Raw genomic sequence first — 13,602 nt, forward strand, 5'->3', positions numbered from 1 at the left:
AATAAATTTAAAAATCAGGCTTTAGCCAAGTTCAACAGATAAGCCTTCATCTCATCTAATTGTGTTGCTCTCAGGTCTGATTCCTCATCCCAATAAAGCCCTACACAGTTTGCCTGCATATCAATAGCATAAATCCCTTTTAATGCAATGGGAGAATCATTAAATTTCTCATCGCCTTGAACCACTTTTAATTTGCCGTCTATAACGCGAGCACGCATTAAAGATAAACGAGCATCTGGAATCAATACACTATAATAAGCAACCATGCTGGCACGCTTTTCAGTCGCCATTGGGACATGTGTCCATTCAGGTGCAACGATTACACGTGGGTGTAAACCCATTTTACGAGCTTTATCACGCATAATACCAAGTGCCTTTTCACGTGGGCTCACTCTTAAACCAAAAATGGAGCCTAGTACGAAAAGAACAATGATAACGGTAACCCAAATTCCCATATTGTCCATAGCAAAACCTATTAATCTCTTTTATTAGAGTTGCATAAGCTGACCAGAAAACGCAAGTTTCAACATAAAAATAATGCCCGATAAGGTTGCGAGACTCAAAATATTGAGATTTTCACAGCGCAAATTGCGATGAGCTGACTCAAATATCATTAAGGATTCGAATGTCCATCAACAAGTGTCAGCTTTCCAAATTGGTCAATGTGAGCATCACCCCACTGTTTTAAAGCAAATAGAATTTTCTCAAGACTTTGTCCCAAATCAGTCAGGCAGTATTCCACTTTAGGCGGTACCTGAGGATAGACTTCTCGATGAATAATGCCATCTTGTTCCAATTCACGTAGCTGATTTGTCAGCATTCTTTGAGTAATACTCGGAACACGCTTTCGAATTTCATTAAACCTTAAGGTGCCTTCATTAAATAAATGCCAAAGAATGACACATTTCCATTTTCCATCAATCAAACTAATTGCAGCCTCAACGGCACATCCTGGGGAACAGTCAAAACTTGAATGTCTTGCTTTTGCCATTTTACAGTATCCTTTTTGACACTATGAGCGTTATTTGTCTGTAGTCACTCTTTTAAAGCTTACGTTATGATCAAACTCTCAACAAGAGGAATCATCATTATGAAAGCTGTGGCATATCAAAAAGCGGGGCCTATTACATCATCAGAAGCACTCGTGGATATTGAACTCGACACTCCCGTTGCAGAAGACCATGATCTACTTGTTCGTGTCCAAGCTGTTTCAGTAAATCCGGTCGATACTAAAATCCGCAAGAATGTAAGCCCTGAGAATAATCAGTGGAAAACGCTTGGCTGGGACGCAGTAGGTATTGTTGAAGCGATTGGAAATAAAGTTACTCAATTTAAGATTGGCGATGTTGTTTGGTATGCAGGTGCTCTTAATCGCCAAGGCAGTAATAGTGAATTACAGCTTGTTGATGAACGCATTGTGGGTCATAAACCAAAAACTTTAGAAGCAACCGAGGCAGCAGCTCTCCCTTTAACTGCAATCACAGCATGGGAGATGTTATTTGATCGCCTGCAAGTTCGAAAGAATGCACCAGAAAAAACATCAATATTAGTCATTGGTGGAGCGGGTGGCGTAGGTTCAATCACCATTCAACTCCTTAAACAGTTGACTAACTTAACGATTATTGCAACAGCTTCACGGTCAGAAACTCAAGAATGGGTTAAGCAACTTGGAGCAGATTATGTATTAGATCATCGTCAGCCTTTAGCAGCCCAAATCAAGCAATTAGGTTTAACGGCACCTTTATATGTGTTCTCGACTACTCAAACAGACCGACATTTAACAGATATCGTAGAGTTGATTGCGCCACAAGGCCATTTCGGACTTATTGATGATCCAGAACAGTTAGATATTAAACCGTTTAAAACGAAGTCCGTATCTGTGCATTGGGAATTTATGTTCACACGTTCAATGTACCACACCGAAGATATGGCCAAACAAAGTGAACTATTAAATGAGGTCAGCAAGCTAGTTGATGAAGGAAAAATTAAGACGACCGTGACGCAGGTTTTAAGCCCTATTAATGCTGAAAATTTAAAACGAGTTCATCAGCAAATTGAAAGTGGCACAACAAAAGGGAAAATTGTGTTACAGGGTTTTTAAGCAAAATTAATAATATTCCCAAATAAAAAGGCAAGTATCGAACTTGCCTTTTTATTAATAGTGAGGAGGTTTATTCGTTAATGGATCAAAAGGTGCAATACCTTCTGATAAATCCGAAGATTCCACACGTTGATAAAGAAATTGCATTTGTTTTTTCAAATCAGCTATTTCCTGAGTCTGAATAGCGAGTTGTTGATTTAATTGTTCAACTAAATCATCCAAAAATGTAATTCGCACTTGCAAATCTTCAATGGGTGCGGAAAATGACGCTTGATCATCATGATATGGTGGTTTAGTCATTTAAATCCTCATTTGAGATTCTGGAAAACATTATGGCCTATATTACCCTAAGGGATGTCCAACTTGCTTTTGGCGGACCTGCCCTGCTCGATGGCGCGAACTTTAATCTAGAACGTGGCGAACGAGTCTGTTTAATTGGTCGTAATGGTGAAGGTAAGTCTACTTTACTTAAACTGATCGAGGGAAGCCTATTACCAGATTCTGGTGAAGTTTCCATTCAAAATGGTTTAACAGTTTCAATGTTAGCCCAAGACGTTCCAATGGATTCTGGCAAAGTTGCGGACATTGTGGCTGATGGTGCAGGAGAAGCTGCCGAAGTACTCAGAGCTTATCATGAAGCAACTGATGCTTGTATGCTTGGCGATATGGAAGCGTGTGACCGTATGGGGAACCTACAGCACAAGCTTGACCAACTCGACGGCTGGGCACTCGAAAACAAGGTCAATGCCCTATTAAGTAAAATGGGACTCGATCCAAATGCGGATTTGGCAGATCTTTCAGGTGGACGTAAACGCCGTGTTTTACTGGCCCGCGCTCTATTGACTCAACCGGACGTATTACTTCTAGACGAACCGACGAACCATCTAGATGTTGAAAGTATTGAATGGTTAGAAAAATTCCTACTCGATCAAAATAATTTAACGCTTCTATTTATTTCGCATGACCGCTCTTTTGTAGACAGTATTGCAACTCGTATTGTTGAACTTGATCGTGGCATTTTACGTGGCTATGAAGGTAACTATTCACGTTACTTAGAGCTTAAAGCTCAGCAAATGGAAGCAGAAGAGAAACAAAATGCTTTATTTGATAAAAAATTAGCTGAAGAAGAAGCTTGGATTCGCCAAGGGATTAAAGCTCGCCGTACCCGTAATGAAGGTCGTGTGCGTGCCTTAAAAGCTTTACGTGAAGAATCGAAAGCCCGCCGTTCACAACAAGGCAAAGTGAGCATGGCGACTCAAGAAGCAAATCGCTCCGGTAAATTAGTATTTGATATTGAGCACTTAAGCGTATCTTACGGTGACAAACCGCTTATTAAAGATTTCTCTACACTAGTCATGCGTGGTGACCGTATTGGCCTAGTAGGTGATAACGGTGTTGGTAAAACGACGTTAATTAAAGCCATTTTAGGTGAAATCGAACATGGCGGTTCAGTTAAAACAGGTACACAGTTAGAAGTTGCCTATTTTGACCAATTACGTAATGCCTTAGACCTTGAAAAAACAGTAATGGCAAACGTTTCAGAAGGTTCTGACTTTGTTGACGTGAATGGTAACCGCCGTCATATCTACAGCTATTTACAAGATTTCTTGTTCTCACCTGAACGCGCACGCACACCGGTAAAAGCTCTTTCTGGTGGTGAGCGTAACCGTATCTTGCTTGCTAAATTACTGCTTAAACCATCGAACCTGATTGTGATGGACGAACCAACCAATGACTTGGATATGGTGACTCTAGAGCTTCTTGAAGAGATGCTTTCTGAATATAAAGGCACTTTGTTGCTCATTTCGCATGACCGTGCATTTATGGACAACGTCGTAACATCGACTTGGGTCTTTGATGGTAAAGGCAATATTGCAGAGTACATTGGTGGCTACCAAGACTATTTACAGCAACGTCCAGATGATAAAGTCGTAGACCAAAAGTCTGACGTTAAAAAAGCTCAGGCAAAAGCCGAAGCTGAAAAAGCAGCAGCACAAAGTAACGTTAAAAAGGTCAAACTGAGTTATAAAGACCAACGTGAACTTGAGCAACTTCCTGCCGAAATCGAAAAACTGGAAGTTGAACAAGCAGAGCTTTCTGACAAACTTGCAGATGGTTCATGGTTTGTCAGTAATGCCGATGAAGCAACCAAAGCAAGTCAACGCCTTGCAGAAATTGAAGAGGTATTACTTGAAAAATTAGAACGTTGGGATGAACTTGAACAAATGAGCAAAGGAAATTAATTTGCGTTCTTTCCTACAATTTAAATAACAAAAAAGCCTCCTGAAATTAAGGGGGGCTTTTTTTAGAATATATAAATTTTGAAAGCACAAAAATCTATAACAAACACGTGATGAGTGATTAAATCTGGTCAGGCTTAATCGTTTAAAATATCGCTCTGTTTGAATATAAGACTTATAAAAATAATTATGTTATATCTACCCATATAATAATATTCGAGTAGTTTTTCATGCTAGATCTTTCTCAAATTTTAGCATTCGGATTAATCTGCTTGGCGATGGTGCTTACCCCTGGCCCAAACATGATTTACCTTATTTCTCGTTCAATTTGCCAAGGAAAAACGGCGGGATTTATTTCACTTGCTGGTGTCGGCGTTGGCTTCGTATTTTATATGCTTTGCGCTTCTTTCGGGATCACAGCGCTTATTATCGCAGTCCCTTATGCTTATGACACTATACGCATTGCCGGAGCCATTTATTTACTCTGGTTAGCATGGAAAGCTCTCCGTCCTAATGCATCCCCTATTTTTGATGTAAAGCAGTTATCAGTAGATTCTCCAGCTAAACTATTTTTAATGGGTTTTGCTACAAATCTACTTAATCCTAAAATTGCGATTATGTATCTATCGTTATTGCCACAGTTTATTCACCCACAACAAGGCAGTATCTTATGGCAATCTATTCAACTCGGCACTATCCAAATTTTTGTCAGCGTTTCAATAAATGCGCTGATTGTGCTTTCTGCGGGTAGCATTGCTCTTTTTCTTCAACAGAAGCCTCTTTGGGCAAATATACAACGCTGGCTTATGGGAACAGTGTTAGCTGGACTTGCAGTTCGCATTCTTTTAGAAAATCGTCGATAACCGCGCTTTACTTCTTCATCTTAACCGCTCAATTCAACAGTGTATTACGACGATAAATTCAGTTCGTGATACACTTTTGCCAGTTTTAATTTTGAATTCTTTATATCGCTATGAGCCAAAAGCAGACTTATACGCCCGGTGAATTTCAATGGTCCTTTTTATTGCCTAAATATTGGGGTATTTGGATTGCCATTGTTTTTTTAATGCTTTTGGCTATTTTGCCATGGGCAATTCAATGGCGTCTGGCTCATGGCTTAGCAAATCTTGCTTGGAAATATTTAAAATCTCGCCGAAAAACGACTATTCGTAATTTAGAAGTCTGCTTTCCCGAATGGTCAGCCGAAAAAGTACAGCAACAAGCTAAGCAAGTTTTTGTAGATATGATGCTTGGTATTTTTGAGACATTAAATGCATGGTATAAGCCTTACTGGTTTAAAAACCGTGTCACCATTGAAGGTTTAGAACACATTACCAATGCTCAAGCTCAGGGCAAAGGCGTTTTATTATTGGGAACTCATAGTACGCTTCTTGATGCAGGGGGTTATGTGTGCGCTCAATATTTCGAGCCAGATGTCGTCTACCGACCTCAAAACAACCGATTGCTCGATATGCTGATATATCGTTGCCGTGGCACCATTTATAAAGCGCAAATCGATCATGATGATATGCGTGGATTAATTCGTCATCTTAAAGATGGTGATGCAATTTGGTATAGCCCTGATCAAGACTTCGGACTCAAGCAAGGCGTTATGGCACCATTTTTTGGTGTACCAGCTGCTACAGTGACTGCTCACCGACGTTTATTAAAAATCTCGAAGGCAGTCGCAGTTCCTTTATATTTTTATCGTCAAGGCGATGTACAAGACCCTAAATATCATATCTTGATTGAACCGGCAGTTGATAACATGCCAAGTGAAGATGAAGTTGATGATGCAACACGTGTGAATAAGATTATTGAAAATCAGCTTCGCATCGCACCAACTCAATATATGTGGTTCCACCGTCGCTTTAAAACACGTCCTGAGGGATATGAAGAGATTTACTGAAACCTTCAATAATTACCGCACTATAGTTATAAACATCTAAATAAACTCCAGTATGTACTATCGTGCGAAGGCGACATGGATGTCGCTTGTTGGACTACGACATCATGGATGTGTCGTTAGTCCAACAAATGGTTTTGTTACTTTTGCCAAAACAAAAGTAAGGAGTAAACTCCAAATATTAAATAAATGAACTGCAAGACTCCGCTTTGCTACAACCTAAAGGCAAAAAACAATGAAAGTGATGCAACTTCTCCCTGAACTTAATAGCGGTGGCGTAGAACGCGGCACACTAGAAATTGCACGTGCACTGGTTGCACAAGGCCATCAATCTTTGGTGGTTTCAAATGGCGGACGTCTAGTGTCCCAGCTCGAAGCTGAAGGTTCTACTCATTTAACGCTGCCTATCCATAAAAAATCATTGTCGAGCTTGTGGCAAATCCGTCCATTACGTCAGCTGATTGAACAGCATCAACCTGATATTGTTCATGTGCGCTCTCGTGTACCAGCTTGGCTTACTCACTTCGCTTTGAGAAAAATACCAGCAAACAAACGCCCTCACCTCATTAGCACGGTACATGGCTTTTATTCAGTTAATCGTTATAGTGCAATTATGACTCAAGCTGAAAAAGTCATTGCTGTTTCTGACAGTGTGGTTAAGTACATCACTGACCATTATAAAAACTGCCCACCACAAGATATTGTGCGGATTTATCGAGGCATTGACCCTGCCGCTTTTCCGCATAATTACCAACCCTCAGCACAATGGTTCAATCAAGTTTTTAATGATTTTCCTGAGCTTGAAAATAAGTTTTTACTTTGCTTACCTGGTCGTATTACGCGTTTAAAAGGACATGAAAGTTTAATTGAACTGATGCAGCAACTTCAGACGCAATATCCTCAGCTACATGCAGTTGTTGTCGGTGGGGCTGATGCCAAAAAGCAAGCTTACTTAAACGAACTGCAAAGCACCATTCAAAGTAAAGGACTTACTGATAAAATCACCTTTGTAGGCCACCGCTCTGATATTCGCGAATGGCTGGCTTTTAGCGATATTGTGCTCTCTCTATCCAATCAGGCAGAAACATTCGGTAGAACAGCATTAGAAGCACTTTCAGTCGGTACGCCAGTGATTGGCTGGAACCGTGGAGGTGTTGCCGAGATTTTATCGAACGTCTATCCTCAAGGTCTTGTTGAAGCAGAAAATGAAAAAGCTTTAATAGTTACTGTAAAAAATCATATTGAACAACCGCAAGTCGTTGCCCCTGTCACGATGTTTAGCTTAAAAGACATGTGTGACCAAACTCTAGAACTCTACCAACGCGTTTTAAAATAACCCAATAAAAAAACCCGCGATCTTCGCGGGTTTTTTTCGACTAAAAAACTTCTTTCTTATTTAAGAGATGCTTCATAAGCAGCAGCTTTTTCAGAGTCGTATTGCTTTTCCCATTTACTAATTACAAGTACAGCAAGCGCGTTACCAACAACGTTCAGCGCAGTACGAGCCATATCCATAATACGGTCAACACCAGCAATAAATGCTAAGCCTTCAACAGGAATACCCACACTACCTAATGTCGCTAATAACACAACAAATGATACGCCAGGAACACCAGCAATACCTTTAGAAGTAATCATTAATGTTACAACCAAAATCACTTGTTGGCTGATTGACATTTCAATACCGTAAAGCTGTGCAATAAAGATTGCTGCGATACTTTGGTACAGTGTAGAACCATCAAGGTTAAATGAATAACCTGTTGGAATCACAAAACTGGAAATCGCTTTTGGCGCACCGTAAGCTTCCATTTTTTGCATAATACGCGGTAAAACTGTTTCCGAGCTTGCAGTTGAATAAGCTAAAATCAATTCATCTTTCAAAATCTTAAACAAGATAAAGATATTGATACCGAAAAATTTTGCAGTTAAACCAAGTACCACTAAAGCAAAGAATAAAATCGCACCGTATACCAACACGACTAATTTGCCTAAAGGGATAAGTGAAGCAAAACCGAAGTTTGCAACAGTTACAGCGATTAAACCAAACACACCCACAGGCGCATACTTCATAATGATATGCGTTACGCGGAACATCGTTTCTGAAACTGCATGAAACACGTTCAATAATGGGTCTTTTGTCGTTGCTGGTAAAGAAGATAAACCGATACCAAATAGCACAGCAAAGAAAATCACAGGTAACATTTCGCCATGTGCCATTGAACTAATAATGTTCGTTGGGATAAGCGATAATATTGTTTGAATAAGACCATGTGACTGAGACTGAACTTCTTCAGTTGTATGCTTGTACTGAGAAATATCCGACTGTACCAACTGAGACATATCAATGCCTGAGCCCGGATGGAAGATATTTGCTGCAACCAAGCCAACCAAAATAGCAATAGTCGTAATAATTTCAAAATAGAGAATGGTTTTAAAACCAAGTCGCCCTAAACTTTTCGTACTGCCAACACCTGCAATACCTAAAATTAAGGTAGAGAAAACGATTGGAATAACAATCATTTTAATCAGGCTAATAAAGATCTTACCCAATGGGTTAAGAACATTATTCACAATACTGTCTTTGATTTCAGGCTGGTTATGTAAAACAGCCCCGACAACTATCCCTAGGATTAAAGCAATTAAAATTTGCCATGCAAGGCTAAATTTAAAATTCTTCATAAGACAATCCTTATGCACCGCAAAGTATCAAATATGAGAGGGAGAAGACCACTAACTAAGAGTGAAACCTCAATATGTACAGTAATTTCCAAACAGAAATTTAAATGCACAAACAAATCACAACTCGCCGATCTGGCGAGATAAACAACAATGCCTGTTGACGATCCAACATGTCAACGATCGGCACATTCTATTGAGATTTATTAATTAAACAACCCCAATTTATCCTTAAATAGATCAAAGCCTATATTTATTCGTCAATAATCTATAAAAACAGAAGCTTAATAAAAAAAATTTTTGTATCTTTTTTCATTAAAAATTGCACAAATTTATATCAAAAAATGTGAGTGATTACCTAGTATGAGATAGCTTTAAAAATTAAGATGAGCTCAAAATTTTTTATTTTATTTACACAGAATTAAATAAGGTATATAAAAATATCAACCCGAGTTCTGCGTCCTGCAAAACTCGGGTAAATGAGGTTGTGCTTTCAGGTTAATAATTATTTTTATCGTGTCCGTTCCAACATCTGATCCGTGATGCTATTCCATATCAGCTTCGTGTATCCTTACGTGGGACTATCCATTCCCGTTTCCATGTGCCGATGAATATAGAATAAGGTTTTTATAACTATCTGCCTATTCGCCCTAGACTCAAATCTTTGTACGATATTGCTTACATCGATTTTCATATTCTTTTTATTTATAAGGCTGTGCAATTTTATCAGTCACTATTTTCTCTTCTGCTTCTGCTTTGGCAATTCCTTCTTGGATGGCACTTTGCGCCTCCTCTTCATCATTTTGAGTTTGCTCAAGCTCTTCTTGAATAAGTTCAAATATTCGACCAGTCTGCAAAACCACATAGACAGGGAAATGATCAGATCCGATATGAGGCAAACGCTGCATTTTAACCAAACCAAAATCGGTACTATGGAAAATATGGTCTAAAGACCAACGCAGTAACGGATAGTCTGCATGAAAAGTATTAATGAAATGTCGGCCAACTCGCGGATCAAGTAATCCACTAATTCGCTGAAATAGACGCGTAGTACGCGACCATGCTACATCGTTTAAGTCCCCCATCACTATACAGCTTTCATCAAGATCTTTAATTTGGTCACCCACAATTAAAAGTTCTGCATCACGTAAAGTCGAATCTTTCGCCTCAGTCGGACTAGGTGGTTTCGGATGTAAACAATAGAGTTGAACCGGCATACCGGAGCGTAAAGTCACAGTGGTATGAATAGAGGGAATTTCATCACTGAGAATAAATTTAACTTCGGTATTTGATAAGGGTAAGCGACTATATAAATGCATGCCGTAGAGGTTATCTAAAGGTACAGGAACACGATAAGGATAGTCGCCTTCAATCTCTTTTAAAGCATTCTCCCATGTCTTATCACTTTCTAGTGTAAGTAATAAATCAGGTTTTAATGTCTGGATATGCTCAAGAAGTAAATGATATTTATCATTAGGAGTAAGAACATTCGATACAATTAATGAAATCTGCTTTTGCGGATCTAATTGAGACGGTCTCACCTGTTTAACCTGTTTTTTCCAAAACAAGGTATAGGGCAAAACCATTTTAAGCTGGTAAGCAAGAGCGGCAATAAGCACAGCCAGAACTATTTCACGCCAGAGGTTCCATTCAGCAGGCCAAAACAGCATTCCAATAAAGGCTAACAAACCAACAAATAGAATCTGCAAACGAGGAAAATCGGCACCACGAAACCACCACTCATCACGAGGAATAAGTGACCAGAAACTCAACCAAATCACCAGACCAGCTAGAACTTCGATATAAATCATTGAATTTTCTCTTTTAAGATGATTTGTTTTTTAAAGTTTTTGTCATCTTTATCAATTTTGTATGTAACATAAACAAGATATTCTACTCAATAAAGATGGTGTTTTGTTTCTGTAACGCTTGCAGTTGTGAACACTTTTGATACACTCAACTCCCCCTAACAATTTTAACGCACCGAGGCAAAATGACATGAAAGTAGGTCTGGTCGGTTGGCGCGGGATGGTCGGTTCCGTCCTTATGCAACGTATGGTTGAAGAGAATGATTTTGCTCATATTGAGCCATTTTATTTCTCTACCAGTAATGCAGGTGGTGAAGCTCCTTCATTTGGTGGTAAGACTGCCCCAGCACTTATGGAAGCTACAGACATTAATAGTCTGAAGCAAATGGATGTCATTATTACCTGTCAAGGTGGTGATTATACGTCTGAAGTTTTCCCACAGTTAAAAGCAACTGGTTGGGATGGCTACTGGATTGATGCAGCCTCTACTTTACGTATGTCAGATGATGCAATCATCGTTCTTGACCCAGTAAACCTTAACGTGATTAAAGACGGCTTGGTTAACGGCACCAAAACTTTCGTAGGTGGTAACTGTACAGTATCGCTTATGTTGATGGGTGTAGGTTCACTTTTCCAAAATAATTTGGTGGAGTGGATGACTGCTATGACTTATCAAGCAGCATCAGGTGCTGGCGCACAAAACATGCGTGAGCTAATTACTGGTATGGGCTACTTATATAACAATACCAAAACATTGTTAGATGATCCTAAATCTGCAATTTTGGATATTGATCGTCAAGTTGCTGAGTTACAACGTGGTGAAGGTTTTCCATCTGCTAACTTTGGTGTGCCATTAGCGGGTTCATTGATTCCTTACATTGATAAGCAACTTGAAAACGGTCAATCAAAAGAAGAGTGGAAAGGTCAAGTTGAAACCAACAAGATCTTGGGTAACTCACAAATTGTTCCTATTGACGGTCACTGTGTTCGTATTGGTGCAATGCGTTGCCACTCTCAAGCACTTACAGTCAAGTTGAAAAAAGATGTACCGCTTGATGAAATTGAAGACATGATTCGTACTTCAAACCAATGGGCAAAAGTTGTACCAAACACTCGTGAAGCGTCTATGACTGACCTTACACCTGTTGCTGTAACTGGTACTTTAACTGTGCCTGTAGGTCGTCTACGTAAACTCAATATGGGTAAAGAATATCTAGGTGCATTTACAGTGGGTGACCAGTTACTCTGGGGTGCTGCTGAGCCTTTACGTCGTATGTTACGTATTTTAGTTGAATACAAAAACTCATAATTTGATTTGAATTATTCAGTCAAAATAAAAAGCCGATCACATTAGATCGGCTTTTTCGTAACTGGTTTGTGAAAATTTTACAATTTATTTACATTTCATTATTGTATAATTTTGAACGACTTTACGACTTATTAGGTCATGGATTGAGATGACTGTTTATAACAAATTAAAAATTGCCATTTTCACCATTATGTCTTCGCCTTCTATTTATGCGATTACATTAGACCCTATACAAATTCAGTCTGCACCTGGCGATTTGTTATATGCCGAAATGAATTTTCAACAAGCTGATCCCAACGCTACATTACAAGTTAGTTTGGCAACTCCTGAAGATTTAAGCGCGTTAGGGGTGACTCATCAGCCGCCCGGAAATCTTAATTTTTATACACGCCAAAACGGCCAAGGCTCAGGGGTTATTGTGATTACCTCATCTCGCCCTGTGATTGATCCTGAACTGAATATTGTAGTAAAAATTAGTGAAGGTTCTGCCACCCGTTTACAGCATATTAAAACCGTAATTAAACCTTCTTCTATAAAAAAGAATGAAAATAACGAAAGTACTTTATCCCCTCAGTTTATTGTCAATGAAAAAGATATTGCTCTAAATCTGCCAGAAAGTACCCGTTATGCATCAGCAACTTCGACTCCAGCGACAACTGATTCGAATGGTGAACATAGCCTTAATATTAGCTCCGGAACTGCTCCAGCTATAAACACAAACTCATCCAATACATCCAACGAAAGCTCTGCTAGTCAGATTGTTCAACAAGTTGCAGCAAGTACTACTTCTGATCAGGTAGCATCAGAAAATCAGATTAAACCAACCAGCGCCAAAACAGCCACAAACAATTCACCAAAAACTCCAATCAACAAACTAACAGCGCAAAAGAAATCTACGCCTCAAAAGACGCTTAACAAAAATCCTGCCAAGAAACAGCCCCTAAGTCCCTATAAAGGCCCAGCAACATCAGGTAAATATGTAGTACAGCGCAACGAGTCTTTATGGAGCATTGCTAATCGTATCGCAGCAAAAACCAAACAACCTGTTGCGAAAGTCATGCATGATATTCAAGCTCAAAACAGACATGCTTTTATTCAGGGTGATGTAAATCGTTTACGTCAGGGAATTTCGCTTAACCTAGTCCACTCTCCTGCTCATAAACCTCAGCAAAATAAACCCAAAACAGACATAGCACCTACTGCAAAATCAACTTCTAGCAAGGCAAAATACCGTTTACAGCAAGCTGAAATGAGTATTGTGGCTGAAAACAGCCAAAATTCTACACATGGAACTGCTAAGAAGAGCACACAACAAGGTCAAAACAATACTGAGTTAGCAGTAAAAGTTATGACAACACGAGAAAAAACCATTACATTACAAAGGAATGTAACCAAACTAATTCAAACTTTACGTTTAAAAGACCAACGTATTCAACTTTTGAATGCACGTTTGGCAGAGTTACAACAGCAGTTACAAGCACAGCAACAGACTCATAAGCAAAAACATTAAGTTAAAATTAGAGTTAGCTCGCTTTATATTGCAAATATTTATTTTTTAAGGG

General features: G+C 39.2%; 12 protein-coding genes. 7 read left to right on the top strand and 5 right to left on the bottom strand.

Features of this window, described 5'->3' with window-relative positions:
- Nucleotides 1-14: 14 nt before the first annotated feature.
- Together KTI78_RS07800 and KTI78_RS07805 are read right to left on the bottom strand one after the other, a co-directional pair.
- Nucleotides 15-464 (bottom strand): hypothetical protein, encoded by a 450-nt coding sequence (locus tag KTI78_RS07800; protein ID WP_004842579.1) that lies wholly within the window; start codon nucleotides 462-464, stop codon nucleotides 15-17.
- Nucleotides 465-613: 149 nt separating this feature from the next.
- On the bottom strand, nucleotides 614-991 hold the full coding sequence (locus KTI78_RS07805) for a winged helix-turn-helix transcriptional regulator (RefSeq protein ID WP_239974882.1): 378 nt from the start codon (nucleotides 989-991) through the stop codon (nucleotides 614-616).
- 99 nt (nucleotides 992-1,090) lie between these two features.
- On the opposite strand from KTI78_RS07805, the gene KTI78_RS07810 reads away from it, so the two are divergent.
- Nucleotides 1,091-2,101 (top strand): zinc-binding alcohol dehydrogenase family protein, encoded by a 1,011-nt coding sequence (locus KTI78_RS07810; RefSeq protein WP_262445695.1) that lies wholly within the window; start codon nucleotides 1,091-1,093, stop codon nucleotides 2,099-2,101.
- 54 nt (nucleotides 2,102-2,155) lie between these two features.
- On the opposite strand, the gene KTI78_RS07815 is transcribed toward KTI78_RS07810, so the two are convergent.
- Entirely contained in the window at nucleotides 2,156-2,401 is a 246-nt protein-coding gene (locus KTI78_RS07815; protein ID WP_002115104.1) for a SlyX family protein, read from the bottom strand.
- A 32-nt stretch (nucleotides 2,402-2,433) separates the two neighbouring features.
- Between KTI78_RS07815 and KTI78_RS07820 the strand changes: the two genes are divergently transcribed.
- From KTI78_RS07820 to KTI78_RS07835, 4 genes are all read left to right on the top strand, one after another.
- Nucleotides 2,434-4,344 carry an ATP-binding cassette domain-containing protein gene (locus tag KTI78_RS07820; RefSeq protein WP_031947279.1) on the top strand — a complete coding sequence of 637 codons (1,911 nt, stop codon included), beginning with the start codon at nucleotides 2,434-2,436 and terminating at the stop codon, nucleotides 4,342-4,344.
- A gap of 227 nt (nucleotides 4,345-4,571) precedes the next feature.
- Nucleotides 4,572-5,204 (top strand): LysE family translocator, encoded by a 633-nt coding sequence (locus KTI78_RS07825; RefSeq protein ID WP_262445696.1) that lies wholly within the window; start codon nucleotides 4,572-4,574, stop codon nucleotides 5,202-5,204.
- 110 nt (nucleotides 5,205-5,314) lie between these two features.
- Nucleotides 5,315-6,250 carry a lauroyl acyltransferase gene (locus KTI78_RS07830; protein WP_262445697.1) on the top strand — a complete coding sequence of 312 codons (936 nt, stop codon included), beginning with the start codon at nucleotides 5,315-5,317 and terminating at the stop codon, nucleotides 6,248-6,250.
- Between the two features lie 232 nt (nucleotides 6,251-6,482).
- The gene (locus tag KTI78_RS07835; protein ID WP_262445698.1) at nucleotides 6,483-7,583 is read left to right on the top strand and encodes a glycosyltransferase family 4 protein; all 1,101 of its coding nucleotides are present in this window, start codon (nucleotides 6,483-6,485) and stop codon (nucleotides 7,581-7,583) included.
- Between the two features lie 56 nt (nucleotides 7,584-7,639).
- Here the strand turns inward: KTI78_RS07835 and gltP are convergent, their stop codons facing one another.
- Together gltP and KTI78_RS07845 are read right to left on the bottom strand one after the other, a co-directional pair.
- Entirely contained in the window at nucleotides 7,640-8,926 is a 1,287-nt protein-coding gene (gene gltP / locus KTI78_RS07840; RefSeq protein WP_239968273.1) for a glutamate/aspartate:proton symporter GltP, read from the bottom strand.
- Nucleotides 8,927-9,624: 698 nt separating this feature from the next.
- Entirely contained in the window at nucleotides 9,625-10,734 is a 1,110-nt protein-coding gene (locus KTI78_RS07845; RefSeq protein WP_262445700.1) for an endonuclease/exonuclease/phosphatase family protein, read from the bottom strand.
- A gap of 187 nt (nucleotides 10,735-10,921) precedes the next feature.
- On the opposite strand from KTI78_RS07845, the gene asd reads away from it, so the two are divergent.
- Both asd and KTI78_RS07855 read left to right on the top strand, forming a co-directional pair.
- Nucleotides 10,922-12,040 (top strand): aspartate-semialdehyde dehydrogenase, encoded by a 1,119-nt coding sequence (gene asd / locus KTI78_RS07850; RefSeq protein ID WP_262445702.1) that lies wholly within the window; start codon nucleotides 10,922-10,924, stop codon nucleotides 12,038-12,040.
- A 148-nt stretch (nucleotides 12,041-12,188) separates the two neighbouring features.
- The gene (locus KTI78_RS07855; RefSeq protein ID WP_262445703.1) at nucleotides 12,189-13,550 is read left to right on the top strand and encodes a FimV family protein; all 1,362 of its coding nucleotides are present in this window, start codon (nucleotides 12,189-12,191) and stop codon (nucleotides 13,548-13,550) included.
- Nucleotides 13,551-13,602: the final 52 nt, after the last annotated feature.

The organism is Acinetobacter sp. WU_MDCI_Abxe161 (assembly GCF_025514355.1).
In the GTDB taxonomy this organism is placed as follows: domain Bacteria; phylum Pseudomonadota; class Gammaproteobacteria; order Pseudomonadales; family Moraxellaceae; genus Acinetobacter; species Acinetobacter pittii_E.